This is a genomic window from Devosia nitrariae (assembly GCF_030160115.1).
In the GTDB taxonomy this organism is placed as follows: domain Bacteria; phylum Pseudomonadota; class Alphaproteobacteria; order Rhizobiales; family Devosiaceae; genus Devosia; species Devosia nitrariae.
On sequence record NZ_BSNS01000024.1, the window covers coordinates 165,923 to 190,818 of the forward strand.

At 63.2% G+C, this 24,896-nt stretch carries 25 protein-coding genes; 8 read left to right on the forward strand and 17 right to left on the reverse strand.

Features of this window, described 5'->3' with window-relative positions; translation table 11 throughout:
- The first annotated feature begins 196 nt into the window (after positions 1–196).
- From clpS to QQK18_RS23750, 4 genes are all read left to right on the forward strand, one after another.
- Entirely contained in the window at positions 197–613 is a 417-nt protein-coding gene (clpS, locus tag QQK18_RS23735) for an ATP-dependent Clp protease adapter ClpS (protein WP_284342879.1), read from the forward strand.
- Between the two features lie 9 nt (positions 614–622).
- Positions 623–2,986: an ATP-dependent Clp protease ATP-binding subunit ClpA gene (gene clpA / locus QQK18_RS23740; protein ID WP_284342880.1), complete on the forward strand. Its 2,364-nt coding sequence runs from the start codon at positions 623–625 to the stop codon at positions 2,984–2,986.
- A gap of 65 nt (positions 2,987–3,051) precedes the next feature.
- Positions 3,052–3,792 carry an SDR family oxidoreductase gene (locus QQK18_RS23745; protein WP_284342881.1) on the forward strand — a complete coding sequence of 247 codons (741 nt, stop codon included), beginning with the start codon at positions 3,052–3,054 and terminating at the stop codon, positions 3,790–3,792.
- Complete coding sequence (locus QQK18_RS23750; RefSeq protein WP_284342882.1) at positions 3,789–4,118, forward strand: hypothetical protein; 330 nt, start codon at positions 3,789–3,791, stop codon at positions 4,116–4,118. The genes QQK18_RS23745 and QQK18_RS23750 overlap by 4 nt, the downstream gene beginning before the upstream one ends.
- A 27-nt stretch (positions 4,119–4,145) precedes the next feature.
- Here QQK18_RS23750 and QQK18_RS23755 read toward each other — a convergent pair whose 3' ends face one another.
- The gene (locus QQK18_RS23755) at positions 4,146–4,817 is read right to left on the reverse strand and encodes a hypothetical protein (protein WP_284342883.1); all 672 of its coding nucleotides are present in this window, start codon (positions 4,815–4,817) and stop codon (positions 4,146–4,148) included.
- Positions 4,818–5,113: 296 nt separating this feature from the next.
- Positions 5,114–5,242 carry a hypothetical protein gene (locus tag QQK18_RS23760; RefSeq protein ID WP_284342884.1) on the reverse strand — a complete coding sequence of 43 codons (129 nt, stop codon included), beginning with the start codon at positions 5,240–5,242 and terminating at the stop codon, positions 5,114–5,116.
- Between the two features lie 275 nt (positions 5,243–5,517).
- On the opposite strand from QQK18_RS23760, the gene QQK18_RS23765 reads away from it, so the two are divergent.
- Positions 5,518–5,907, forward strand: coding sequence for a cupin domain-containing protein (locus QQK18_RS23765; protein WP_284342885.1), 390 nt, complete (start codon positions 5,518–5,520; stop codon positions 5,905–5,907).
- A gap of 263 nt (positions 5,908–6,170) precedes the next feature.
- Positions 6,171–6,869 (forward strand): SDR family NAD(P)-dependent oxidoreductase, encoded by a 699-nt coding sequence (locus tag QQK18_RS23770; protein WP_284342886.1) that lies wholly within the window; start codon positions 6,171–6,173, stop codon positions 6,867–6,869.
- An 88-nt stretch (positions 6,870–6,957) separates the two neighbouring features.
- Here QQK18_RS23770 and QQK18_RS23775 read toward each other — a convergent pair whose 3' ends face one another.
- The 7 genes from QQK18_RS23775 to QQK18_RS23805 all read right to left on the reverse strand — a co-directional run bounded on the left by QQK18_RS23775 (position 6,958) and on the right by QQK18_RS23805 (position 13,415).
- Positions 6,958–8,685 (reverse strand): SulP family inorganic anion transporter, encoded by a 1,728-nt coding sequence (locus QQK18_RS23775; protein WP_284342888.1) that lies wholly within the window; start codon positions 8,683–8,685, stop codon positions 6,958–6,960.
- Between the two features lie 95 nt (positions 8,686–8,780).
- Positions 8,781–9,206, reverse strand: a complete 426-nt coding sequence (locus QQK18_RS23780; RefSeq protein WP_284342889.1) for an HIT family protein — start codon at positions 9,204–9,206, stop codon at positions 8,781–8,783.
- Positions 9,207–9,268: 62 nt separating this feature from the next.
- Positions 9,269–10,441, reverse strand: coding sequence for a GNAT family N-acetyltransferase (locus QQK18_RS23785; RefSeq protein WP_284342890.1), 1,173 nt, complete (start codon positions 10,439–10,441; stop codon positions 9,269–9,271).
- Between the two features lie 76 nt (positions 10,442–10,517).
- Positions 10,518–11,276, reverse strand: a complete 759-nt coding sequence (locus QQK18_RS23790) for a glycerophosphodiester phosphodiesterase family protein (protein ID WP_284342891.1) — start codon at positions 11,274–11,276, stop codon at positions 10,518–10,520.
- Between the two features lie 76 nt (positions 11,277–11,352).
- Complete coding sequence (locus QQK18_RS23795; RefSeq protein ID WP_284342892.1) at positions 11,353–11,817, reverse strand: RidA family protein; 465 nt, start codon at positions 11,815–11,817, stop codon at positions 11,353–11,355.
- Positions 11,814–13,127 (reverse strand): DNA polymerase IV, encoded by a 1,314-nt coding sequence (locus QQK18_RS23800; protein ID WP_284342893.1) that lies wholly within the window; start codon positions 13,125–13,127, stop codon positions 11,814–11,816. Before QQK18_RS23800 ends, QQK18_RS23795 begins: the two co-directional genes overlap by 4 nt.
- A 9-nt stretch (positions 13,128–13,136) precedes the next feature.
- A complete protein-coding gene (locus QQK18_RS23805; protein ID WP_284342894.1) occupies positions 13,137–13,415 on the reverse strand; it encodes a DUF3572 family protein in 279 nt (92 codons plus the stop codon).
- Between the two features lie 98 nt (positions 13,416–13,513).
- Between QQK18_RS23805 and QQK18_RS23810 the strand changes: the two genes are divergently transcribed.
- Entirely contained in the window at positions 13,514–13,885 is a 372-nt protein-coding gene (locus QQK18_RS23810) for a response regulator (RefSeq protein ID WP_284342895.1), read from the forward strand.
- Positions 13,886–14,066: 181 nt separating this feature from the next.
- Positions 14,067–15,437 carry a PleD family two-component system response regulator gene (locus QQK18_RS23815; protein ID WP_284342896.1) on the forward strand — a complete coding sequence of 457 codons (1,371 nt, stop codon included), beginning with the start codon at positions 14,067–14,069 and terminating at the stop codon, positions 15,435–15,437.
- 7 nt (positions 15,438–15,444) lie between these two features.
- On the opposite strand, the gene QQK18_RS23820 is transcribed toward QQK18_RS23815, so the two are convergent.
- The 8 genes from QQK18_RS23820 to pyrC all read right to left on the reverse strand — a co-directional run bounded on the left by QQK18_RS23820 (position 15,445) and on the right by pyrC (position 24,896).
- Complete coding sequence (locus tag QQK18_RS23820; RefSeq protein WP_284342897.1) at positions 15,445–15,765, reverse strand: luciferase domain-containing protein; 321 nt, start codon at positions 15,763–15,765, stop codon at positions 15,445–15,447.
- A gap of 462 nt (positions 15,766–16,227) precedes the next feature.
- Positions 16,228–16,395 (reverse strand): 50S ribosomal protein L33, encoded by a 168-nt coding sequence (rpmG, locus tag QQK18_RS23825; RefSeq protein WP_284342898.1) that lies wholly within the window; start codon positions 16,393–16,395, stop codon positions 16,228–16,230.
- A gap of 107 nt (positions 16,396–16,502) precedes the next feature.
- Positions 16,503–16,919, reverse strand: coding sequence for a DUF983 domain-containing protein (locus QQK18_RS23830; RefSeq protein WP_284342899.1), 417 nt, complete (start codon positions 16,917–16,919; stop codon positions 16,503–16,505).
- A 4-nt stretch (positions 16,920–16,923) separates the two neighbouring features.
- Positions 16,924–19,206, reverse strand: a complete 2,283-nt coding sequence (gene rnr, locus QQK18_RS23835; protein ID WP_284342900.1) for a ribonuclease R — start codon at positions 19,204–19,206, stop codon at positions 16,924–16,926.
- Positions 19,206–21,794, reverse strand: a complete 2,589-nt coding sequence (topA, locus tag QQK18_RS23840) for a type I DNA topoisomerase (protein ID WP_284342901.1) — start codon at positions 21,792–21,794, stop codon at positions 19,206–19,208. Before topA ends, rnr begins: the two co-directional genes overlap by 1 nt.
- A gap of 106 nt (positions 21,795–21,900) precedes the next feature.
- Entirely contained in the window at positions 21,901–23,034 is a 1,134-nt protein-coding gene (dprA, locus tag QQK18_RS23845) for a DNA-processing protein DprA (RefSeq protein WP_284342902.1), read from the reverse strand.
- Positions 23,035–23,646, reverse strand: coding sequence for a glycerol-3-phosphate 1-O-acyltransferase PlsY (gene plsY / locus QQK18_RS23850; protein WP_284342903.1), 612 nt, complete (start codon positions 23,644–23,646; stop codon positions 23,035–23,037).
- A complete protein-coding gene (gene pyrC, locus QQK18_RS23855) occupies positions 23,643–24,896 on the reverse strand; it encodes a dihydroorotase (protein WP_284343306.1) in 1,254 nt (417 codons plus the stop codon). The genes plsY and pyrC overlap by 4 nt, the downstream gene beginning before the upstream one ends.

Genomic DNA, 24,896 nt, shown 5'->3' on the forward strand with positions numbered 1-24,896 from the left:
CACAACTGCGCCCACAACAGGCGTAACCATAGGTGCGGCCCTGTTACTTTTCGGTAAAATGTCAATGAAATTGGAGCGAAAAGCGGTGCTCCGGCGTCATCACAAATATGGGACAGGCTGCCCCTTAACAGCGCGGTGATTTTGCCTACATAATGGGTCCACCAGTTGCGTCGTTCCTCCATCCGATAGTCCGGCCATGACGACCTCGCGCCACGCCATCGCTGCAATTGCCGAACCGGCGGGCCTGCCGCCTGCACCGGTGCACGAGTACCTCCGCGCTGGCCCTGATGATGGGAGCGGCGACAGCGGGCGTCCCGGGCAGGAAACCGGGACGGCCACCAAGACGCGTACCAAGACCAAGCGGCCGAACCTCTATCGGGTGCTGCTGTTGAACGACGACTACACGCCCATGGAGTTCGTCGTGTTGGTCCTGCAGGACGTCTTCAACAAGTCGCGCGAAGACGCGATGCGCATCATGCTGCACGTTCACCAAAAGGGGGTGGGGGAGTGCGGTATTTATCCATACGAGGTGGCTGAAACCAAGGTTACGCGCGTTATGGACATAGCACGCAAGAACCAGCATCCGCTGCAATGCGTGATGGAAAAGCAATAGGAATACACTATGCCCTCATTCTCCCGCGGACTGGAAAAGGCTCTGCACCAGGCGATGAACCTGGCGCGGGAGCGCAACCATGAGTTCGCCACCCTCGAACACCTGCTGCTCGCCCTGACCGACGACCGCGAGACGATCGCCGTTCTGAATGGCTGCGACGTCGACATCGAGGCGCTGAAGAGCGACCTCGAGGATTTCATCAATGAGGAGCTCGACAGTCTCATTGTGCCCAACGGGCAGGACGCGCGCCCGACCGCTGCGTTCCAGCGCGTTATTCAGCGCGCCGTCATCCACGTGCAATCCTCCGGACGCGAGGAGGTGACGGGCGCCAACGTGCTGGTTGCGATCTTTGCCGAGCGCGAGAGTCATGCCGCCTATTTCCTCGAGCAGCAGGATATGAGCCGGCTCGACGCGGTCAATTTCATCTCGCATGGCATTACCAAATCCGGTCCCACCGAAGCGCGGCGGGTGCGTGGTGCCGAGGAAGGCGAAGGCGGCGGTGCGGGCGAGAGCGCGCGCGGCGAAGGCGGCGGCAAGAGTTCGGCGCTGGCCGATTTCTGCACCGACCTCAATGCCAAGGCGCGCGACGGCAAGATCGATCCACTGATCGGGCGCGATGCGGAGCTGCGCCGTACCATCCAGGTACTCTGCCGACGCTCCAAGAATAATCCGATCTATGTGGGTGATGCGGGGGTCGGCAAAACGGCCATCGCCGAAGGTCTGGCCCGCAAGATCGTCGAAGGCGATGTGCCCGAGGTTTTGCGCGAAGCCACCATCTATGCGCTCGACATGGGCGCATTGCTGGCCGGTACCCGCTACCGCGGCGACTTCGAGGAGCGCTTGAAGGCGGTGATGAAGGAGCTTGAGAAGCTGCCGAACTCGGTGCTCTTCATCGATGAGATCCACACCATGATCGGTGCGGGCGCGACCTCAGGCGGGGCGTTGGATGCCTCCAACCTCTTGAAGCCCGCGTTGGCGTCCGGAACGATCCGTTGCATCGGCTCGACCACTTACAAGGAGTACCGGCAGTTCTTCGAGAAGGACCGGGCCCTGGTGCGCCGTTTCCAGAAGATCGATGTCAACGAGCCGTCGATCCCGGACGCCATCGAGATCGTCAAGGGTCTGCGGCCCTATTTCGAGGCGTTCCACAAGCTCAAATATACCGACGACGCACTGAAGGCCGCCGTCGAGCTTTCGGCCCGCTACATCAACGACCGCAAGCTCCCGGACAAGGCGATCGACGTGATCGACGAGACCGGCGCAAGCCAGATGCTGGTGACTGAGGACCAACGCAAGAAGATCATCGACGTCGAGGATATCGAAGCAACCGTCGCCGGCATTGCGCGCATTCCGCCCAAGTCGGTCTCGAAGTCGGATTCCGAGCTGCTGTCGGGTCTCGAGAATAATCTCAAGACCGTGGTGTTCGGTCAGGAAGCGGCGATCACGGCGCTCTCTTCGGCAATCAAGCTGGCCCGCGCGGGCTTGCGCGAGCCGGAAAAGCCGATCGGTTCCTATCTCTTTACCGGTCCGACGGGCGTCGGCAAGACCGAGGTTGCCCGGCAACTGGCCGATACGCTCGGCGTCGAGCTTTTGCGGTTCGACATGTCGGAATACATGGAGCGGCACACGGTCAGCCGGCTGATCGGGGCACCTCCGGGCTATGTCGGGTTCGACCAGGGCGGCCTCCTGACCGATGGGGTCGATCAGCATCCGCACTGCGTGGTGCTGCTCGACGAGATCGAGAAGGCACATCCAGACCTGTTCAACATCCTGTTGCAGGTCATGGACCACGGCAAGCTCACGGACCACAACGGCAAGTCGGTCGATTTCCGCAACGTCATCCTCATCATGACTTCCAATGTGGGGGCTATGGAGCTGCAGAAGAGCCCGATCGGGTTCGGGCGCAAGCGCGAGCAGGGCGACGACGAGGAAGCCATCAACCGCCTGTTCACGCCCGAGTTCCGCAACCGGCTCGACGCGATCATCTCGTTCGCACCACTGCCGCCGGAAGTCGTGCGGCGCGTGGTCGAGAAGTTCGTGCTGCAGCTCGAGGGTCAGCTCGCAGAGCGGGGCGTCACCATCAACCTGACACCCGAGGCGGCCGACTGGCTGGCCGAGAAGGGCTATGACGAGCGCATGGGCGCCCGTCCGCTGGCCCGCGTCATCCAGGAGCACGTCAAGAAGCCGCTGGCCGAGCAGGTGCTGTTCGGCGAACTGGTCAATGGCGGCACGGTGACGGTGGCGGTTGTGGGCGAAGGCGCCGAGGCCAAACTCGAGCTCGTCGCGGCACCGCCGCGCCCGGCCAAACCCAAGGCGTTGACCGGACCCAAAACGCGGCGCAAGCCCAAGAAGGCGACAGTCGAAAAGGATTGATCGACCGTCTACACCAATACCAAGGCCGGGCTTGTCCCGGCCTTTTTCATGTCGGGGGAAATTGAATGGGACTAGCGGGACGCAAGATCGCCATTACCGGGGCGGCACGGGGATTGGGCGCAGCGCTGGCGATCGTTGCCGCGGACCAGGGCATGACGCCGTTGCTGCTCGGCCGCAACCGGGCGCGGCTCAGCGAAGTTGCCGACGCCATCGCTGAGCGAACCGGCAAACAGCCCGATTGCTTACGATGCGATCTCGCCGATCCGGCGTCGGTCGCCGATGTCGCCGGATGCATCGCAGCCGAACATGGCGATCTCGATATCCTGGTCAACTCCGGCTCGCAGTGGACAGGCGGCGCCTTCGAGGCGCTGACCGACGAGCAGATCGCTGCCATGGTCGATTCCACGGTGACTGGCACCATGGCATTGACGCGGCGGCTGTTGCCGGTCCTGCGCGCCCGCCCGCAAGCCGACATCCACACGGTCGTCTCGATGAGCGGCTTGCCCTATGCCCGCATGAGGGGCTCGTCGGTGGCGTTCGTTGCCGCCAAGGCCGGTCAGAGCGGATTCGTGCAGGCGCTGACGGAGGAACTGATCGGTACGAACGTGCGGGTGACCTCCGTCTATCCCGGGATCATCGAGGATGTCTCGCCGGTTGAGGAAGCCTGGTCCTCGGAGCGTGGTGCCGACGATATGCTCAGCGATCGCAACGTGGTGGAGGCGATCCTTTATATTTTGAGTCAGCCCCCAAACGTCGCTATCCGCTCGCTGGTCATCGAGCGGGCGCGGACGGAGTTCTTGAGTTGAATGCCCTGCCGTGCCCGCTATACCATGACCGTTGCTCCACACGCGTCGCGAACCTCCTGCGTCGGCTTTGCGTTAATGTCGGTCGTTCCGGGCACTTTGACAAACGCCCGAAAGCCGCCGTTCGGTTTACGCAATTCATTGTCGATGACGGGGTGGTATCGGACGATGAGCAACCAGAGCTGACGCTGGCGCATGACGTCTTCGAACAATTCCACGCATATGCCGGAAGCGCTATTCTGATTGGTGAGGTCGATGACACGCTCGCAACGGCCTGCTCGCTTGTGGTCGTGCCAACCTCACGCGGGGTGGAAAGCCGTATGGCGTGATCGAGAACGTCGTCTCTGAGACGCCCTTCACACGCCATGAAGTTGCAGGATCGTCAAAGCTTGCACCGTAGCGTAGCTTCGCCATTCGAGGGCGGCCGCAGGTGAATGCACATCAATGTTCACCGACCAGCCTCCATCCGGCCGTTGTTCCGAAGTCAGGCGGGCAAGATCGGCCGCAACGGCGTCTTTGTCGAACAGCCGACGGGAGGTATTGTCTGGTCTTGGTGAAAGGTCGAGGAGGTAGAGCGCCTCCCCAGCCGCGCCGCCATCGACCGACACAATACCGTTGCGTGGCAGATGCAGCGCCAGTCGATCGATGAGATTTTCAGCCCGCGGATCTTGGCCGGTTGCCGCATCGAGCATACGGAGAGCGAAGAGAAGCTCGTATGCGCTCGGAACGAATGTATCCGCGCCTAAGACGTCAAAACAGTAGTTTGACGCACGAGCGAGCCAAGGGTGGCTAGCAACGGTTGGGTGGTTGCGCCCGATGAGATGCAACTGCGCTACGACCTGTGCGGTCATCTGCAGAGACGACATATCTGGATTCGCCGACGCCCAAAAAGGTGCTGTGCCGGAGGGATCGAGCACTGGAAGGGCGAAAGGGAGTCCACCGTCCGGCAAGGTATGGCTTTGCAGCCACACACACAGCTCCAGCACGTGGTTCACCTCGGACGCGCTGGTCATGCCCGGATCGGCCATAATCTCCAACGCGTGCATAGCTCCGACTGGCTGGCTTTCCGGAGCGCGCAGGTCTGGCTCCAGACCCCACCCGTATCCGCCATCGACGTTCCGATAAGCCCGTAGCGCAGCCCACACGCTCTCAGACGTGCCCTCACCGCGGATGAACTGCAGGCGCCGCCGGTCAACGAGTCGACCATGCGTGGCCAAGAACGAAACGGCGGTCTCCACATTTGCGCCCATTGATTGGATCCCTCGCCTTAATATGTAAGCTTACGAAGCGAAGCGATAGTCAGTCATTCCTGCCGCAGTTCCCTTTACTGCGCCGTCTCGGCGGACTGCGCGTAGCCGTCGAGAAACGGGATCGCGAGATCGCTGATCGCGGTCGTGTTGATGATGTCGTAGTGCGTGGTATTCGGGATGACCGCAAAATGGTTCTGGCCCATCCGGAGCGGTCCCACTGGGCGCCCTGCGCGCCGCCAAGGAGCTCGAAGCGCGGCTGCTTCCTTATGTCCAGTTATATGCGATCGGCGCATGAACCGAAATGACCGACTAGGGTTCACTCTAGTCGTTCGTTGCGCTTGTCGTCGATGGCTGCATGGGGAAACGCGACATACGCAGACGCTGCCGTCTTTGTCAGGCGAGATCACTGCCTGAGCCTCGGCATCTTGCTTCGAGGCTCCGTGTCGATCATCCTCCGCCTTCCACTGGAGGAGGCTACATGACACGACGCGACTTCGATCCTGCGACCGTCACCCCTGACGGTCGCCCGCCCGCCAAGGCGCGACTCTTTGATGCCACCGTTGACGGTCCCAATCGTGGCTTTATCAACGGCGAAACGCTGGCAACCCAGATCACGGTGCTCACCTATGGCAACGATGAGCCGGGGGTCGGCCCGATGCTGCACGTGCATCCCTACGACGAGGTGTTCGTGGTCCAGGAGGGTCGCGCACGCTTTTTCGTTGGCGACCAGACGATCGATGCCGAGGCGGGAGAGACGGTGATGGGGCCGGCCGGCGTGCCGCATCGGTTCATCAACCTCGGTCCTGGACGGCTCCAAACGCTCGATATCCACCTATCGCCTCGCTGGATCCAGACGAACCTCGAATAGGTATACGATGCGATCCCGCCGATATGCTCAGCGATCGCAATGTGATGGAGGCGATCCTTTATATTTGGAGTCAGCCCCCGAACGTCGCCATCCGCTCGCTGGTCATCGAGCGGGCGCGGACGGATTTTCTCCGCTAGGCGACCGCGGTTGCCCCAAGGCTGGAACCCACGACTACCGCTCTCGTTCTGCTCGAACAAGGGAGTTACTCGTGGACGTGTGCGGCAGATGTGCGATCGTGACAGGATCGGGCGCTGGATCGGGGCGTGCCGTCGCACTTAGACTGGCTGCGGAGGGGGGCCATTGTCCTTGTGGCTGACCTGGACGAAGACGCCGCGAATGCTACGGCAAAGAATATAGCAGACGCAGGTGGTCGCGCCGTTGCGGTCGTGGTCGACATGCGCGAACCCGCAAGCATCGAACAACTGTTGCGGTTGGCGGACCGCCAACCCGAACCTCTCGGAGTGCTCATCAACAACGCCGGGGGCGGGGGAGAGAAGCCGCCGCATTTTCCCGATGCGGAGCCGGCGATCTGGAAAACCAAGGTCGACTTGAACCTGATCGGTCCGATGTACGCAACGCAGTTGGCAGTCCGATCGATGATTGCGGTTGGAGGCGTAGTCGTCAACATCGCCTCGACGGCCGGACTGGGTCTTCTTCCTTACGTCTCGCCAGAATACGCAGCCGCCAAAGCGGCCTTGATTCGGTTTACCGCAACCTTGGGTGCGCGGTGGGATCATATCCGGATAAATTGTCTTGTGCCCGACTGGATTCTCACCGAGAGGGCTCAGCGCGAACTTAGTGACAGGTCGGCATCGGAGCGGACGGCTGTACCGACGCCCATACCCCTCGACCACCTGACGGCTGCCGTGATGAAGCTTGTTTGCGACGAAGAGCTGTCGGGGCGTATCATGGTCCTACGCGGCAACGAAGCTGCTGAGTTCTTGGGTCCGGCGGACGGTTAGACGCGCTCCGGTTTCCTCAGCTAAACCAGCGTTGCGAGGATTTCCTTGGTCAGTGGCCATAGTTCGGCCGTGCTGGCCCATCTTCCCGTCATGCAGCCGCGCGTTCGGATTTTGCCGCGACGGTGGCCATCGCCTTGTCGATCGTGCTGACGAAGCGGGCTAATGGTGGGCGGGTGCCGTGGGTCAGCAGCGTTCGCCGCACGGACGGCGACGCGCCGGTGATGTAGACGGCAATGCCATTGCGTTTGGCCTTGCGTGCAACGCCGGCGATGGTGTTGGCGGCCGTTGAGTCAAGAAAGGGTACGGCGGCGAAATCGATGACGAGGGCCTTGCGCTGATCGCTGATGTTGTCGAGGACGGTGCCGACGGCGGCAGCCGCACCGAAGAAGAAGGCTCCGGTGATGCGGTAGATGACGACATCGGGATTGGTGGCGATGCCGGGTTCGTAGGGCCGGCGGTCGCCATTGGCACTGTCGGCACGGTCCGCCGGCACCTCCGGCGCGTGCGCCTCCACTCCCGTGACCTGCGCCATGCGGCCTATGAAGAGCAGGGCCCCAAGCGCGAAACCGACGACGATGCCTTCGGTCAGGTCCCGGAAGACTGTCAAAAGGAACGTGGCCAGCAGCACTACTGCATCACCCGGTGAGGACCGCACGAGCGTTACGAACTGGTGCCGCTCGGCCATGTTCCAGGCAACGACCGCCAGCACGCCCGCGAGTGCAGATAGCGGAATGAAGGCGGCGAGGGGGGCTGCGACCAGCATGAAGGCGAGCAGGAACAGCGAATGCAGCATGCCCGAGACCGGCCCGCGGGCACCGGCGCGCACGTTGGTTGCGGTCCGGGCGATGGTGCCGGTCACGCAGATGCCGCCGAACAGGCCTGACCCGATATTGGCGATACCCTGCGCCACGAGCTCGCAATTGGAGCGGTGGCGCCGCCCGGTCATGCCGTCGGCGACGACGGCCGAAAGCAGGGATTCGATAGCCCCGAGCAGGGCAAAGGAAATGGCATTGGGCAGCACTGCCAGGATACGGTCCGGGGACAGGCTGGGCAGAGAGGGCAGGGGCAGGGCGTTGGGGATTCCGCCGAAGCGCGATCCAATGGTGTCGACTGGCAGGGCGAAGATCGCCGCGGCAAGGGATGTGACCGCCACGGCGATCAGCATGCCGGGCCAGGCCGGCCGGACGCGACGCAGACCGAGAATGATGAGGATGCTGGAAAGCGCAACGAGGACGGCGGCGGGGTTGATGGTATCGCTGGCCAGCCAGAGTACGTGCAGTTTTTCGACGAGTTCGCCCGGTTCCTTGTCCGCAAGCGTCAGGCCGAGAAGATCCTTGATCTGGCTGGCGAAAATAATGACCGCGATGCCGGCGGTAAAACCGACGGTCACGGGATAGGGGATGAACTTGATGTAGGTGCCAAGGCGCAGAAGACCTACGGCGATGAGGATGAGACCTGATAGCAACGTCGCCAGGATCAGCCCGTCGATGCCGTGCTGGGCAACGGTTGCAGCGACCAGCACAATGAACGCTCCGGCCGGCCCGCCGATCTGGAAGCGGCTGCCGCCGAGGAGCGAGACCAGGAAGCCGCCGACTATGGCGGTATAGAGCCCTCGGTCGGGTGTGGTGCCGGAGGCAATGGCGATGGCCATCGAGAGCGGCAGGGCAACCACAGCAACGGTGAGGCCGGCGATGGCGTCCGCCTGAAGGCTGTGCCAGCCATAGCCTTCGCGCAGGACCGTTACGAACTTGGGCGTGTAGAGATCGAGAAAGCCGGGTCTGGTGGGTTTGTTTCCGGGGCGGACTGTGGCGTCCATTCGGGCTGGCGCCTTTCAGGAAAGGCGGCGGGATCGTCGGCGGTTCGGGTCGGCGGTCGCGTCGCGACGTGGTCGGGAGTTTGAGGAGGGGGAAGTCAGGAGAGATTGGCCGCGATGTCCTTGGCGAGTGCCGCGAGCTCTTCGCTGTCGGCCTCAGCGCCACCAGCGTGGCGGCCGATGGCAACGCCTTCGTAGACCGGGATCAAGTGGAAGTGCAGGTGGAAGATCGTCTGGCCAGCCGCAGTCTCGTTGAACTGGACGAGGCGAATGCCGTCGGCATTGGTTGCGGCCGTCACGGCCCGGGCCACCTTCTGGACGAGCGGCATGACGCCGGAGAGTGTTTCCGGCGCGGCATCGAGCAGGTTCCGCGAGGCCGCCTTGGGCACGATCAGCGTGTGGCCGCGGGACTGGGGAAAGATATCCAGCATCACCAGCGCCGCCTCGTCCTCGTAGACCTTTACCGCCGGAATTTCCCCGCGCAGGATCTTGGCGAAGATGTTGTCGGGCTCGTAGGTGGTCATGGTTCCCTCGCGGCGTGGTGATCGGGCGAACCTAGCGCCTTGGCGCCCGTTGGGACAAGGCTCTAGTCTCTACGCTCCCCGCGGCGAAATGGCGTGTAGCGGTCGAGAACTTCCTGTTCATGGACGACCGACAGCCGCTCGCGCTCAAGGAAGTCGGCGATCGCCCGCCGCAGGCCGGGATGCGCGATCCAATGGACCGAGTAGGTCGAAGTCGGCTCATAGCCGCGTGTCAGCTTATGCTCACCCTGGGCACCCGCTTCGACGACCGCGAGGCCATGGGCAATGGCATAGTCGATGGCTTGGTAGTAGCACAGCTCGAAATGCAGGAACGGGACATCGCGGGTGCAGCCCCAGTTGCGCCCGAGGATGCGATCCCGCCCGACGAAATTGAGGGCACCGGCGATCGGCGTCGGCCCGTCATAGGCGAACATCAAGACGATGCGGTCGGCCATCGTCTGGTTGAGGAGCGAAAAGAAGCGGCGGTTGAGGTAAGGCCGGCCCCATTTGCGGCTGCCGGTGTCTTCATAGAATTCGAAAAAGGCGTCCCAGTGGTGCTCCCTAAGATCGCTGCCGGTCACCCACTCGACCCTTAGGCCCTCGGCCAGCGCGTCCCGCCGCTCACGGCGGATGGTCTTGCGCTTGCGCGAAGAGAGGGTCTCGAGGAAGTCCTCGAAGGTCGAAAAGCCGTGATTGTACCAATGGAACTGGGTATCGACCCGCTTCAGCCACCCGGCCGCCTCGACCTGGTCGGCCTCCTCCTCGGGCACGAACGTTGCATGCACGGAGGAGGCGCCGTGCTGTCGCGCCAGTTGCTGGGCGGCTGCCAGCAGGTGTGTGCGGACGTCGAGGCTGCCGGAGGGCACCAGGAGCTTGGGAGCAGTCACCGGGGTGAAGGGCACCGAGCATTGGAGCTTGGGATAATAGGAGCCGCCTGCCTGGTCGAAAGCGTTGGCCCACCCGTGGTCGAAGACATACTCGCCCATCGAGTGGGATTTGAGGAAGAGCGGCATCAGACCGACAGGCGTGCCGGCAGCGTCGTTGAGCAGGATATGCTGGGGCTGCCAGCCAGTGCGGCCGGCGGCGCAGCCGGACTCTTCGAGCGCCAGGAAAAAGGCATGATCGAGGAATGGATTGTCCGGCCGGCAACCCTCACCGGGCGTCAGGCGGTTCCATATCTCGGCCGGAATGGAGGCGGTCGAGGGGTGAACGGTCGCGGTATAGCCGGGGTCGGACATGCATTCTCGGAAGTTGGCTCCGTTCCATTCTAACGCATATCCGTCAGGCCTGTGGATGCCAGCGAGCGGTCAATCTCTATGCGTCGGGGTCAAAGCCTTCAAAGACAATCTGATCGATATGGGGGCCCGCCGCTTCGGCTTCAACCGCCGATTTGATGGTCCATCCGGTGACGGGCTTGCCGAGCGCGCGCCAGAACTTGACGGCCGGTAGTTCGAGCGCATCCTTGGCGCACGAGATGAAGTCGAACTGCGTTTCGTGCCAGTGCAGCAGGTGCTTGAGGACGAAGCGCTGCTCTTCAGGCAGGTCCCCGTGCCAGCCGTTCGGTGTGTAATCTTGGGTGATGATACCGCGTGGACCGGTAAAGCCGAACTGACGGATGAGGGTAATGAGGCGCGGATCGAAGGATTCGACGGTGACGGGACCCTCATAGGCCTTGAGTGCCTCGGCGGCGGCGCGGGCGAGGAGCTGGGTGTTGGTGATGTCGCGCTGGTGCTTGAGCTCGACCTGAAGGAGCGCGCGGCCGCGGATCTGGGCGAGGAAAGCTGTGAAGGTCTGCGGGCAGTCGCCGGCGGCGCTGTCGAGCAGCGGTGTGGTCGTCATCTCGGCGGCGGTGGCGTCGGCCACCAGCCCCTCGACGCCCTGCAGGCGCTTGCGGTCGGGATCATGGAAGACGACGGGCACGCCGTCGCTGGTCAACTGCAGGTCGCATTCTATGGCGAAGTTGCGGGCGATGGCTGCCTCGAAAGCCGAGGCGGAATTCTCGATGATGCCGGCAGCACGATCATGCAGGCCGCGATGGGCAACGGGACGATCGAAAACAAGCGGATTGGTCATGCGGCAACTCATGCTGGTTTGGAGATCGGGTCCTGAGTGGCACCGATCCATGACGATAAGGTAACAGGCAAAAAGACTAGTGTTCGACCTCGACAACAGCGTCGATCTCGACGGCGGCGCCGAGTGGAAGGCTCACGACCCCAAAGGCTGCGCGGGCGTGCTTGCCCTTGTCGCCGAGAACGCCCACGAACAGGTTGGACGCACCGTTTGCCACCAGATGCTGCTCGGTGAAATCCGGCGTCGAGGCGACGAGGACGGTGAGCTTGACGATGCGCCTGATGTCCTCGAGGCGGATTCTGCCAATATGAACGATTTGAGCGAGAATGTTGAGGGCGGCAAGCTCGGCCGCGTTGCCGCCCTGGACGACATTCATGGTGTCGCCGAGACGCCCCTGGACGACGCCAAAGTCGTTGGAGGAGATCTGGCCGGAGACGTAGACGAGGTTGCCTGTGCGGGCCACGGGCACATAGCTGGCGACCGGGGGCTTGGGGCTCGGCAGCTCGTAGCCATATTCGCGCAGTTTCTCGATCGGGCTCGTCATGGCATCTCGCCTTTGTTGGTTTCGTCTTCCGGTTCCGGCGCGGGCTTCAGCCCATAGAGCTTGCCGCGCACCAGAGCCTCGCGGCCGAATCGTCCACGGACCTTGTCGATGGCCCGTTCGGCAGCCGCCCGGCGGGCGATGGCCGGTTCGAGCAGGTCGATCGGATCGGTGTCGGCAGCCTTCTCAATACCCGAAATGCCGATTCCGATCAGCCGAAAAGCCGTGCCGTCGATCTCGCGGGCGAGCAGCGATCGTCCCGTCTCGTAAAGGACTCCCGTCAGTTGCGTCGGTACGATCAATTGGCGTGCGCGGGTGCGCAGGCGAAAGCCCGCTGATTTGAGCTTCAGGGTGACGGTATCGCCGACGATCTCCTTGGCTTTCAGTCGCTCGGACAGGCGCTCGCAGAGTGCGAGCAACTCGGTCGAAAGCTGCTCGAAGTCGATGCAGTCCTTGGAAAACGTCGTCTCGCAGGAGATGGTCTTCATGTCGCGGTCCGACGAGATGGCGCGGTGGTCCTCGCCGCGCGCGAGGCGCGATAGGCGTGCGCCGATCTCACCGTAGCGACGCATCAGATCCGTCGGCTCCATCTCCTGGAGCTGCCCGATGGTCATCAGACCGTCCTTGCGTAGCGTTTCAGCGAAAACCTTGCCGACACCGTAGATCAGCGAAATGGGCCTTGGGGCGAGGAAGGAGACCGTCTCGGCAGCGCCGATGACGGCAAATCCGCGCGGCTTGTCGAGTTCGGAGGCAACCTTGGCGAGGAACTTGTTGTGGCTCAGGCCGATCGAGACCGTGACCCCGATATACGTTTCGATATTCTTGGCGAAGCGGGCGAGAACGACGGCTGGCGGGGCTTTGTGCAGCGTCCTGGTGCCCGAAAGATCCAGGAATGCCTCGTCGATCGACAGCGGCTCGACCAGGGGAGTCAACGCCTCCATGCGCTCGCGGATCTGCCGACTGACGGCGACGTATTTGGCCATGTCGGGCTTCAGGATCACGGCGTCCGGGGAAAGGCGCTTCGCCTGGAACATGGGCATGGCCGACCGAACGCCGCTCTGGCGGGCGATGTAGCAGCAGGTCGAAACGACACCGCGCTGGCCGCCGCCGATGATCAGCGGCTTGTCGACAAGGGATGGGTCATCGCGCTTTTCGACCGACGCATAGAAGGCGTCGCAGTCGATATGGGCGACCTCGAGCTCGAAGAGTTCGGGGTGGGAAAGAAGGCGAGGGGAGCCGCAGGCGGGACATCGGTCGGGGATGACGGTTGCCTCGCCGCTCGCTATGCAGTCCCGGCAAATGTATGGCGCCATGGGCATGGTTCAGCCGGCAGGATTGAGCTTTTGCCAGACGCGCATGAATGCCTCGGGCTCGATCGACGCGTTGGCGCAAAGCGCGAGCAGAATCGTTTCGTTTGAGGCAAAGTAATCGATCAGGCCGATGGCCAGCTGCCGAGAGCCGACGTCGCGGCGCAGGGCGGCCGGATCATAGCCGGCATGGTCCATGAAGCCGGCGAGTTCCTCGGGGTTTTCAGCGAGGTGCCCGAGGCAGAGATCGGCAAGGGATTGCGTGTTGTGGTCGAGTGTGCCGCGTGTTGGCAAGGCCGAGCTCATTTCGGGTTTTGTAACGCATTGCATGCTAGCGCAAGGCAACGGCAAAGCGAAGCGCCGGGCTGCCAACAGGTGGCAGGAGAGATTTGATGGCCAAGACCGTGATGATCGTCGAGGACAACGAGCTCAATATGAAGCTCTTCAACGACCTGCTTGAATCGCGTGGCTATTCGGTGATCCAGACCCGCAGCGGCCTGGAGGCACTGGATCTGGCGCGCGCCCACCATCCCGACCTCATCCTCATGGATATCCAATTGCCGGAGGTTTCCGGGCTCGTCGTCACCAAGTGGCTCAAGGACGACGAGGAACTGCATTCGATTCCGGTCATAGCGGTGACGGCCTTCGCTATGAAAGGCGACGAAGAGCGGATTCTGCAAGGCGGGTGTGAGGGTTACATCTCCAAACCCATCTCCGTGCCTCACTTTTTGGAAACCATTGAGCGCTACATTGGCCGCGCCTGAGGATCGGCCCCGGAAGTCTACTCCGCCGGCCGTCTGATGCGGTTCTCTGCGCTTCCGGCGCTTGCGTACTTTAGCGTACGCTGCGCTCCGGTCTCGATAACCACGCCAGCCGACTCAGCGCAGCGACTTCCAGGGCCGATGCTCGCCGACTGAGAGTCCGTTAGAATTCGGAGTGGCAGGTGTGACTGCACGTGTTCTGATCGTTGACGATATCCCTACCAATCTGCGCCTTCTGCAGGTGCGGTTGGAGGCGGAATACTACGACGTCGTGACTGCGACGACCGGACCCGAGGCAATTGCTGCCTGCGAAAGCTCCGACATCGATATCGTACTGCTCGACGTGATGATGCCTGACATGGACGGGTTCGAAGCCTGCCGTCGGCTTAAGTCCAACCCGAAGACCCATCACATCCCGGTGCTGATGATCACCGCGCTCGATCAGCCTTCCGACCGGGTGAGGGGGCTCGAAGTCGGCGCCGACGATTTCCTGACCAAGCCTGTCGACGACATGCAATTGATGGCTCGGGTCAAGAGCCTGGCGCGCCTCAAGAACCTCACCGACGAGCTGCGCGCCCGTGCGTTGACCGGCCAGCAGATCGCCATCGAGGATTCGATCCGGGCGACGGATGCCATCAGCACCGACGGCGGTTCGGTTCTGATTGTCGACAGCGACCCGCGCCACGCCGAGCGCATCAAGGGATATCTGGAAAGGGAGCATCGGGTAGATGTGCTGACGCAGCCGGCCGACGCGGTATTCCAGGTGACTGGTGGACGCTATGAGCTGGCGCTGGTCTCGATGGCGCTCACCGATTTCGACCCGCTGCGGGTCTGCTCGCAGATCCGCACGCTCGACCATTCGCGCAACCTGCCGATCATCCTCATCGCCGACGAGGCCGACAAACCCAAGGTCGTGCGTGCGCTCGACCTCGGCATCAACGATTTCATTTCCCGTCCGGTCGAGCGCAACGAGCTGGCAGCGCGCGTGCGCACGCAGATCCGCCGGCATCGATATGCGATGGAGCTGCGCGAGAGCGTCAACAACACCATGGCCATGGCGGTGACGGACGAACTGACCGGCCTCTATAACCGCCGTTATTTCGACCGGCATCTGGCCGTAATGCTCGGCAAGGCCCAGGCGCAGGACCGCGAGCTGGCCGTGATGCTGCTCGACATCGACCACTTCAAATCGGTCAACGACACGCACGGGCATGACGCAGGGGATGCCGTTCTCAAGGAGTTCGCCCAAAGGCTGCGACGCAACATCCGTGGGGTTGACCTCGCCTGCCGGTTCGGCGGCGAGGAGTTCGTCGTCCTGATGCCTGATACGGACCACAGGCAGGCGGAGGCCGTTGCAGAACGCGTACGTAATGCCATGGCGGAGCGGCCGTTCGAGGTTGGCACGGTGCTCGAACTGACGTTGACGGTCTCGGTCGGCGTGTCGCTCAACGAGCACGACCACGATACGCCGGAAACGCTGCTGAAGCGGGCTGACATTGCGCTCTACCGGGCCAAGCGCGAAGGCCGCAACCGCGTGGTGTTCGACGCCGCCTGACAACGCCTCAGGCCGTCAAGCGCTCGTAGTTCATCCTCATCATCGCGATGATGTCCTCGACATCCGTTACCGAACGGATGCGCCGGGCGGCCGGGCCTTTGGCGTCCGGAAATACCGGGTGGTGTTCGATGCGCCCGGCGGCCTTCAGCTCCCGCCAGAGGGGCTTGGGAAAGAAGAAATGGGCGACGCTGTCGCCATGAAGATGCCCGATCTCGTGGTCGTTCACCTTGAACGCCCATTCACCGCGGCTGCCGAAGCCCGCGGTAACCCCGGGCCAGGATGTGACCACGGCGGTGACGTGGTTGCTCGCTGTCATGGTGTCGGTCATTTTCGTTGCCTTTGCTCGTGTTCAATCGAGGCTACAACCTCAACCAAAGTTGAGGTCAAGCGCGGGCAACGGCGCAGGCGGCAGAGGGGGCAGCGCTTAAAACTTTAGATATTAGGGTTATTTCTTATAGTTAACAAATGTTTGCCGGCCCCGGTTGGTTGGTTTTACTTGAGTTTGCTTGGGCGGAGAGTAGGGTCCGGTCAAAGAGCAGCGGAACATTTTGCTTCCGAAAGCTCAGTTCTCCCTACGGTTCTTCTCAGGTCCGCCGCAACTCCTGAGTCCGTAGGGCGGCTGGTCCGGTGTTGGTAAGAGTGGCCTCTTCGAAAACCGCACCGGACCAGCCACACCCTCTTCCAGCTTACGCGGCCAGAGCCCTGCCGGGTACTCCCGCCTCACCGCGAACCACAACAAAAAACCCCGCATCGAGTGCGGGGTTTTCATGTTCGTTCCGACAGGACCAAGTTATTTGATCTTGGCTTCCTTGAACTCCACGTGCTTGCGCACGACCGGATCGTACTTCTTGAAGGCGAGCTTCTCGGTCTGAGTCCGGGCGTTCTTCTTGGTCACGTAGTAGAAGCCAGTATCAGCCGTCGACACGAGCTTGATCTTGACGGTGTTGGCCTTGGCCATTTCGGTGTCCTCTAAACAGCGAAGCGCCGCGTCGAGCGGCGCCTTGGGGAATTTGCGCGCAACCTACGGATTTGTGGCCGATTGTCAACCGGCAAGGTGGTTGGCAGCTAGGGGTATTCGGGCTGCGCCGGGTCGCGATGGTCGGGATCGAAGCCGTGCATGCGCAACGCCCATTGCAGGCCGACGATCGCGCCCTTGATCGAGGGCAGCATCAGCAGCGGCAGGATGATCGCCAGCGGCACCATGGTGTAGATATAGGTCATCGGGTGGACCCGCCAGACCATCTCCATATGCAGCATGAGGCCGACGAGCACATGGCCCACGACAAAAATGGCGACATAAGGCGGCAAATCGTCGGCGCGGTGGTGAAAGAACTCCTCGCCGCAGGCGGAACAGGTGCGGTCGACCTTGAGATAGGCACGAAAGAGCTTGCCCTCACCGCATTTCGGGCACCTGCACAGTCCGCCCTTCCACATCGCATCGCCGACGCTGCGTTTGTCGGCGACCCCAATCTCGACACTCATCCTGCTACCTCTTCCTGCGACCGCGCGGTCCGCCTGTCATAGATCGGCGCTTTGCGCTGGAACGGAAAGATGGCGGTTTGACGCGGGGGCCTTCGGAAAGCATCTCAAATCTGAGAGCGCCGGCAATCGGAGCGGCCTCCAGTAGCCGAACGGTTACGGGATCGCCCAGCCCGAAACGTTCACCGGTGCGCTCGCCGATCATGGCCTGCTGTTCCTCGACATGGCGGAAATAATCGCTGCCGAGCGTCGAGGCGGGGATGAAGCCGTCCGCCCCGGTGTCGGTGAGGCGGACGAACAGGCCCGAGCGGGTGACGCCCGAGATACGGCCCTCGAAGCGCGCTCCGATGTGCTCGGCCAGATACTGGGCGAGCAGGCGGTCGGCGGTTTCGCGTTCGGCGATCATGGCACGGCGTTCCGTGGCCGAGATATGCTGAGCAATGCCTGCAAGCTTGCCGATCTCGTTGTCGGAAAGGCCATCATTGCCGAGGCTGAGCGCAGCGATCAGCGCCCGGTGGACGATGAGGTCGGCATAGCGGCGGATGGGTGAGGTGAAGTGGGCGTAGCGATCGAGATTGAGGCCGAAATGGCCGTAGTTCTCGGCGGCATACTCGGCCTGAGCCTGGCTCCTCAGCACCATTTCGGAGACCTGCTCGATATTGCCGGCCTTACGGGCCTGGCTCAGGATGCCGTTGAACTGGCTGGGCTTGAGCGCGTCGGTCTTGGCCATGGAGATATCGAGTGAGGCCAGGAATTCGCGTAGCGCACCCAGCTTTTCACGGCTGGGTTCGTCGTGGACACGGTAGAGCAGGGGTGTTCTGGCTCTCTCGAGCGTCTCGGCGGCCGCAACGTTGGCGGCGATCATCATTTCCTCGATCAGCCGATGCGCCGCCAACCGTTCGGGCACATGGATATCGGCGACGAGGCCGGCTTCGTTCAAAAGAATCTTGCGCTCGGGCAGTTCGAGGTCGAGCGGACTGCGCTTGTCACGGGCCTTGGCCATGGTGGAATAGGCGGCCCAGAGGGGCTTCAGGACCGGCTCCAGCAGCGGACCGGTCTTGTCGTCCGGCTTGCCGTCGATGGCGGCCTGCGCCTGTTGGTAGCTCAGTCTTGCGGCCGAGCGGATCAGGACGCGGTGGAAGCTGTGGCTGCGCTTGCGGCCGTCAGCGCCGATGACAATGCGCACGGCGAGCGAGGGGCGCGCCTCGCCCTCACGAAGCGAGCAGAGGTCGTTGGAGATGCGCTCTGGGAGCATCGGCACGACCCGGTCGGGGAAGTAGACGGAGTTGCCGCGCAGATACGCTTCGCGGTCGAGCGCGGTGCCGGGGCGTATATAGGCCGCAACGTCGGCGATGGCGACGCGTACGATATGGCCGCCGGGGTTCTTCGGATCAGTGTCCGGTTCGGCCTGCACCGCATCATCGTGGTCCTTGGCGTCGGCCGGGTCGATGGTAACGAGGGGAATGTCGCGCCAGTCCTCGCGACCCTTGAGAGTTGCGGGTTTGGCTGCCTCGGCCTCTCGCTCGACGGAGGCCGGGAAGCGGTAGGGAATCTCGAGATTGTGGATGGCGATGAGACTGACTGCGCCTTCCGACTTCGGATTGCCGATGACGTTGGTGACGCGGGCACGCGGCAGCATCAGGCGTCCAGAGAGCTTGACCTCGACTTCGACGAGATCGCCGTCGCGCGCTGCCCCGAGGTCCCCCTTGGGGATGCGCATCTCCTTCTGCTTGCGTTCGACCGGGATCAGGCGGGCGCCGTCCTCGTCCATGCGCACAATGCCGATATGGGCGCGGCGCGGCTTGTCGAGGATCTTCATTGCCCTGGCCGTATAGTGCGGCACAGGGCCGTCGCCGGCGTCGATGCGGGCCAGGATGCGGTCGCCGGGCGCGGGCGCAACGCGGGCGGATTTCCCCTGGACGACGGTTACACGCGGTCGCTCGCCTTCCTCCTCGTTCCATTGAGCTGGAAAGGCGTGGAGGTCGTCGGGATCGGCGTCGGACGGAATATCGAGGACGGTGACGGCGGGTAGAGCCGCGGTGCGGCGCAGGGCCTTGCGGGTGCGGGTGATGATCCCCTCACCTTCGAGCTCGTTGAGCATGGCTTTGAACGGGCGGCGTAGTTCGCCGCGGATGCCGAAGACCTTTGCCAGGTCACGCTTGCCCTTGATGTCGGGTTCGTTGGCGAGCGCCTCGAGGAGCTGCTCGCGGGTCGGGAGTTCGCCGGCTGTATGCTGGCGGGCCCGTTTCGGGCCGGATGTGTTTTTGTTTCTGGTTGGCGCTTTGGCCATTAATTCGCTTTTTCTGCCGCCTTCTTCTTGCTTGCGGCTTTCTTGGTGGTGGCCTTCTTGGCCGGTGCCTTCTTGGCTGGTGTTTTCTTGGGCTTCGCGCCGGTCGCGGCGGCGCGGGCGGCGATCCATTCGATGGCCTGCTCGCGCGTCACGTCCTCGGGTTTAGCGTCCTTAGGGATCGTGGCGTTGATCTTGCCCTGATTCACATAAGGACCATACCGTCCCGCCCGGACGGTGATCGGGCCGTCATCGTGCTCGAACGTCTTGATTGCGGCCGGCGTTGCACGGTTGCCGCGTGAAAAGCCGTTGGCGGCCTTTTCGGCTAACAAGTCTACAGCGCGGTTGAGACCGACGGTAAACACCTCCTCCACTTCGGGAAGGTTGGCGTATTTGCCGTCGTGCACGACGAACGGCCCATAGCGGCCGATGCCCGCCGATATGGGAAGTCCCGTCTCGGGATGCAAGCCTATCTCTCTCGGCAGGGAGAGAAGTTGCAGTGCACGGTCCAGGGTCAGGCCCTCGGGCGACCAGCCCTTGGGAAGGGAAGAACGCTTGGCGTCCTTGCCATCGCCCAGCTGGACGTAGGGGCCGAAGCGCCCGGATTTGAGGTAGACCTCTTCGCCCGAGTCCGGATCGATGCCCAGCACACCGTCGCCGCTGCCGGCGGCCTCGGCATTGCCCATCGCAGCATCCGAAAGCTGCATGGTATAGCGGCACTCGGGATAGTTCGAACAGCCGATGAAGGCCCCGAACTTGCCGAGCTTCAGGGACAGCGAACCGGTGCCGCAATTGGGGCAGCGGCGAGGATCGGTCCCGTCGGGCTTTTCGGGGAAGATGTGGTCGGCGAGAAGATCGTTCAGCGCATCGAGAACCTCGGAGACGCGCAGGTCTTTGATCTCGGCAGTATGGTTGGAAAAGTCCTGCCAGAACTCGCGCAGCACCTGCTTGTAGTCGAGGTCGCCGGCAGAGATCTGGTCGAGCTGCTCTTCGAGCCCGGCGGTGAATCCGTATTCGACGTAGCGGCGGAAGAAGCTCTCGAGGAAGGCGGTGACGATCCGGCCGCGATCCTCGGGCACCAGGGCGCGCTTGTCGAGGCGGACGTAGTCACGATCCTTCAACGTGGCGAGCGTTGCCGCATAGGTCGAGGGGCGGCCGATGCCAAGCTCTTCCATCTTCTTGATGAGGCTGGCTTCGGTGTAGCGCGCGGGCGGCTGGGTGAAGTGCTGATCGATCAGCACCTCTTCGAGTGCCGGCTTATCGCCGACGGCGAGCGGGGGCAGTTCGCGGCTTTCCTCGTCGTCCTCGTCCGTGTCGGACTTCGCCTCGACGCCATAGAGGGCGAGGAAGCCGGGGAAGGTGACGACGGAGCCGACGGCGCGCAACTCGATATTACGGCCCGGCACGTTGACCGCGATATCGGCGGTGGTGCGTTCGATCTCGGCCGATTTCATCTGGCTTGCAAGCGTACGGCGCCAGATGAGGCCATAGAGCTTGGCCTGGTCAGGGTCGGCGTTGCGCAGCGTATCCGGATGCCGGAACATGTCCGTCGGTCGGATGGCCTCGTGCGCCTCCTGAGCATTCTTGGCCTTGGTCTGGTAGATGCGGGCCTTCTCGGGCAGGTAATCGGCGCCGAACTCCTTGGTGATGGCGCGGCGGGCCTGGTCGATGCCCTCCGGGGACATCTGCACGGCGTCGGTACGCATATAGGTGATGTGCCCATCCTCATAGAGACGTTGGGCAACCTGCATGGTGCGCGAGGGCGACATGCCGAGGCGCGAGGAGGCGTCCTGCTGCAGGCTCGAGGTGGTGAAGGGGGCGTAAGGATTGCGCTTGGTCGGCTTCTTTTCGACGTTGGCGACGTTGAAATTGCCGGCCTCGATGATCTGGCGCAGCGCCGTTGCTTCCTCGCCGGTCTTGACGGCAAGCTTGTCGGTCTTCTTGCCGTCGACTGAAAAGAGCCGGGCCTCGAAGCTCTTGCCCTTTTGGTTGAGGCGGGCGGCGACCGACCAGTATTCCTCGGGCTTGAACCTTTCGATCTCGGCTTCGCGATCGCAGACGAGCCGAAGCGCCACCGACTGGACGCGGCCGGCCGAGCGCGAGCCCGGCAACTTCCTCCAGAGGATCGGCGAGAGGGTAAAGCCGACGAGATAGTCGAGCGCACGCCGGGCGAGGTAGGCATCGACAAGCGGTGCGTCGATCTCGCGCGGATTGGCCATGGCGGCCGTCACTGCGTCCTTGGTGATGGCGTTGAACATCACCCGCTTGACGGGCGTGTCCTTCTTGATCGCCTTCTTCTGCCTCAGCACATCGAGCAGGTGCCAGGAGATGGCCTCGCCTTCGCGGTCAGGGTCGGTGGCAAGAATCAGTTCGTCGGCGCCCTTGAGGGCGTTGGCAATGTCGCTGATGCGCTTCCTTGCCGCCGTATCCACCTCCCAGGACATGGCGAAATCTTCTTCGGGACGCACCGAGCCGTCCTTGGCCGGCAGATCGCGGACATGGCCAAACGAGGCCAGGACTTCATAGTCCTTGCCCAAATATTTGTTGATTGTCTTGGCCTTAGCCGGACTTTCAACGACGACGACTTTCATGCCAAACCGATCCGCAACACGATTTCAAAATCGCGGGCAACATGGTGAAGGCCAGAGGCGGTGTCAACGGGGAGGGAGATTGCCGTGTGCAAGCGGCTCGCGCAGATCACTCAAAACGCAGCGCCACCAGCTGGCCGCTTGACCATTCAATCCGGCCGGCGAGATCCAGTTCCAGGAGCAGTGTCTGGACGGCAGGAACCGCCAGTCCCGTCTGTGCGATGATGTCGTCGACCGGCATCGGCGTCGTGCTCAGCGCCTCGAGGAGACGCGAGCGGTCATCGGCGGAGGGTGGCGGCAGGTCGATCCTTATGGCCGGAGCGTCAGGTTCCCAGTCGGGATCGAAGAGGGTCGAGCGTGCGGGATCGGCGGTCGACAGGCTCTCGATGATATCGGCGGCGCAGGTGATCAACTTGGCGCCCTGCTGGATCAGGGCGTTGCCGCCTTCGGCGCGCGGGTCGAGCGGTGAGCCGGGGACGGCAAAGACGTCGCGGTTCTGCTCGAGGGCGAGACGTGCAGTGATCAGCGAGCCCGAGCGCTTGGCGGCTTCCACCACGACGATACCGAGTGAAAGGCCGGAAACCAGCCGGTTACGCCTTGGGAAGTCACGGGCCCGCGGTTCCCATCCCATCGGCATTTCGGTCAGTAGCGCTCCGCCATTGTCGAGGATCTCCTGGGCGAGCGGGATATTCTCGTCGGGATAGATCCTGTCCAACCCGCCGGCAAGGACGGCAACGGTGCCGGTTCGTAAGGACGCGCGATGGGCGCCCGCATCGATGCCGCGGGCAAGACCTGAGACAACGGTGTAGCCGCGCTCGCCGAGATCGAGGGCGAGGATCTGCGCCATCTTGTGCCCGGCCGACGATGCGTTGCGGGCGCCGACGATGCCGACCGTGCGCTGCCAATCGAGGTTCTCGCCGCCGGCGATGGTCACCAGCGGCGGGGCGGCGGGAATGAAGCGCAGGTGCGCGGGATAGTCGGCCTCGCTGCTGGCAACGAGACGGGCGCCTGCCGCCGCGACGGCGGCAAGCTCATCCTCGGCTTCTCCCTGCGAGGGAATACGCACGCTGCGGCCGGTGCCGCGCGTCAGGCCGGGCAGGGCCTCGAGCGCGGCCTCGGCCGAGCCGAAGCGGCCGAGCAATTGCCGAAAGGTGACGGGACCGACATTGTCGGTGCGCAGAAGGCGCAGCCAGGCGACGCGTTGCGGCCGGCTCAGCGTGACGCCTCCCAGTGCTGCCTCCATCTACTCTTCCCCGGCCTTGTTCTCGCTCCCGATCCTGGGCTCAGTGCCCTTGAGCAGCCGGGCAAGGTTTGCCCGGTGCTGGAAGATCAGCACCAGCGCGATCAGCCCCGAGGTGATGGCGAGAGGTTCTCCGGAGAAAGAGTAGGCGAAAATGGGCGCGGTGACCGATGCGGTGAGGGCGGCCAGCGATGAGTACTTCTGTGCAAAGGCGATCAGGAGCCAGACGGCGCAGAAGATGAGACCGATGGGCCAGTAGAGTGCCAGCAGGACGCCGATAAAGGTCGCCACGCCCTTGCCGCCCTTGAAGTTGAGCCAGACAGGAAAGCAATGGCCGAGGAAGGCGAACCCGCCGGCGATCATCGCCGGCAGCTCGCCCCAGAAATAGCGGGCGATGAGCACCGCGAGGGCGGCCTTGCCGGCATCGAGGATGAGCGTTGCGGCCGCCAGCTTCCGGTCACCGGTGCGCAGCACATTGGTCGCCCCGATATTGCCCGAGCCGATGGCGCGGATGTCGCCGAGGCCGGCCATGCGGGTGAGGATGAGGCCGAAGGGGATGGATCCCAGCAGATAGCCAAGGAAGACGGCATTAAAGTTGCCGATCTGGAACGTCATGCGAGAGCCTCCTCGCTCATCTCGAAGACGGTCCTGCCGCCGACGATGGTGCGGATCGCCTTTCCGGCCAGGCGCGCGCCCTCGAACGCCGTGTTGCGCGAGCGCGAGCGCAGCTCGGTTTCCTTGACCTGCCATGGATAATCGAGATCGACAAGCACGAGGTCGGCGGGCGCGCCCCTGGCGATGCGTCCGGTTTCGAGGCTGAGGATCTGCGCGGGCCGGATGGTCATTGCGCGAAGGACCGTCATCAGGTCGACCTCGCCACTGTGAACGAGGCGGAGGGCCGCGGCGAGCAGGGTTTCGAGGCCAATGGCGCCGCCCGAGGCCTCGGCGAAGGGTTGGCGCTTGACTTCAGTGTCCTGCGGATCGTGATCTGAATGGATGGTGTCGATCACGCCCGAGCGCAGGCCCTCGATGATCGCCAGGCGATCATCCTCGGAGCGTAGCGGGGGCGCCAGCTTGAAATAAGTCCGGTAGCGGCCGACGTCGTTTTCGTTGAGCGTGAGGTTGTTGATCGAGACGCCGGCGGAGATGCGCTCCGATCTGCGCTTGGCCTCGCGCACCAGGGAGATGGAATTGCCCGCCGAAATCTGCGCCGCGTGATATCTGACGCCGGTCAGCAGGGCGAGTTGCAGGTCGCGGGCGAGAGGAATGGTCTCGGCTTCCACGGGAATACCCCTGAGGCCGAGAACCGTGGCAAAGAGCCCCTCGTTCATCACGCCATCGCCGGTCAATTCCCTGTCGGAGAGGTGATGGACCACCGGCATGTCGAAATTGGCGGCGTAAGTGAAGGCGGCGCGAATGAGGGCATTCGACTGGATCGACTGCTTGCCGTCGGTGAAGCAGACCGCACCGGCCTCCTTCAACAGCCCGAACTCGGTGATCTCGGCGCCGCCGACCCCTTTGGTAATGGCGGCGGCCGGCAGGATGTGCACCTTGGCAGTCGCTTCTGCCCGACGGATGAGGAAGTCGACCAGCGCACCGTCGTCGACGACCGGAGTGGTATCCGGCATCATCACGAAGCTCGTCACGCCGCCGGCAGCGGCGGCCTCGCCGGCCGAGGCCAGGGTTTCGCGGTATTCCTTGCCGGGTTCGCCGACGAAAACGCGCATATCGATGAGACCGGGGGCGAGGACAAGGCCCTTGGCATCGATCACCTCGGCGCCGCCGGGTATTCCGGGCGCGTCGGCGAAGTCGAGGTCGGCGATACGGCCACCCTCGACCAGCACCGAACCGCTCTGGTCGGTCAT

Excerpts from the sequence above, each read along its gene's own strand:
- dprA (WP_284342902.1), bottom strand. The coding sequence starts at position 23,034 with ATGGAGGCAGCACTGGGAGGCGTCACGCTGAGCCGGCCGCAACGCGTC.
- QQK18_RS23755 (WP_284342883.1), bottom strand. The coding sequence starts at position 4,817 with ATGGCCGATCCGGGCATGACCAGCGCGTCCGAGGTGAACCACGTGCTG.
- rpmG (WP_284342898.1), bottom strand. The coding sequence starts at position 16,395 with ATGGCCAAGGCCAACACCGTCAAGATCAAGCTCGTGTCGACGGCTGAT.
- QQK18_RS23760 (WP_284342884.1), bottom strand. The coding sequence starts at position 5,242 with ATGGGCCAGAACCATTTTGCGGTCATCCCGAATACCACGCACTACGAC.
- rnr (WP_284342900.1), bottom strand. The coding sequence starts at position 19,206 with ATGGCCAAAGCGCCAACCAGAAACAAAAACACATCCGGCCCGAAACGG.
- QQK18_RS23790 (WP_284342891.1), bottom strand. The coding sequence starts at position 11,276 with ATGACCAATCCGCTTGTTTTCGATCGTCCCGTTGCCCATCGCGGCCTG.
- QQK18_RS23785 (WP_284342890.1), bottom strand. The coding sequence starts at position 10,441 with ATGTCCGACCCCGGCTATACCGCGACCGTTCACCCCTCGACCGCCTCC.
- QQK18_RS23775 (WP_284342888.1), bottom strand. The coding sequence starts at position 8,685 with ATGGACGCCACAGTCCGCCCCGGAAACAAACCCACCAGACCCGGCTTT.
- pyrC (WP_284343306.1), bottom strand. The coding sequence starts at position 24,896 with ATGACCGACCAGAGCGGTTCGGTGCTGGTCGAGGGTGGCCGTATCGCC.
- QQK18_RS23765 (WP_284342885.1), top strand. The coding sequence starts at position 5,518 with ATGACACGACGCGACTTCGATCCTGCGACCGTCACCCCTGACGGTCGC.
- QQK18_RS23820 (WP_284342897.1), bottom strand. The coding sequence starts at position 15,765 with ATGACCGACACCATGACAGCGAGCAACCACGTCACCGCCGTGGTCACA.
- QQK18_RS23810 (WP_284342895.1), top strand. The coding sequence starts at position 13,514 with ATGGCCAAGACCGTGATGATCGTCGAGGACAACGAGCTCAATATGAAG.
- QQK18_RS23795 (WP_284342892.1), bottom strand. The coding sequence starts at position 11,817 with ATGACGAGCCCGATCGAGAAACTGCGCGAATATGGCTACGAGCTGCCG.
- clpS (WP_284342879.1), top strand. The coding sequence starts at position 197 with ATGACGACCTCGCGCCACGCCATCGCTGCAATTGCCGAACCGGCGGGC.
- QQK18_RS23780 (WP_284342889.1), bottom strand. The coding sequence starts at position 9,206 with ATGACCACCTACGAGCCCGACAACATCTTCGCCAAGATCCTGCGCGGG.
- clpA (WP_284342880.1), top strand. The coding sequence starts at position 623 with ATGCCCTCATTCTCCCGCGGACTGGAAAAGGCTCTGCACCAGGCGATG.
- QQK18_RS23745 (WP_284342881.1), top strand. The coding sequence starts at position 3,052 with ATGGGACTAGCGGGACGCAAGATCGCCATTACCGGGGCGGCACGGGGA.
- QQK18_RS23800 (WP_284342893.1), bottom strand. The coding sequence starts at position 13,127 with ATGGCGCCATACATTTGCCGGGACTGCATAGCGAGCGGCGAGGCAACC.
- topA (WP_284342901.1), bottom strand. The coding sequence starts at position 21,794 with ATGAAAGTCGTCGTCGTTGAAAGTCCGGCTAAGGCCAAGACAATCAAC.
- plsY (WP_284342903.1), bottom strand. The coding sequence starts at position 23,646 with ATGACGTTCCAGATCGGCAACTTTAATGCCGTCTTCCTTGGCTATCTG.
- QQK18_RS23830 (WP_284342899.1), bottom strand. The coding sequence starts at position 16,919 with ATGAGTGTCGAGATTGGGGTCGCCGACAAACGCAGCGTCGGCGATGCG.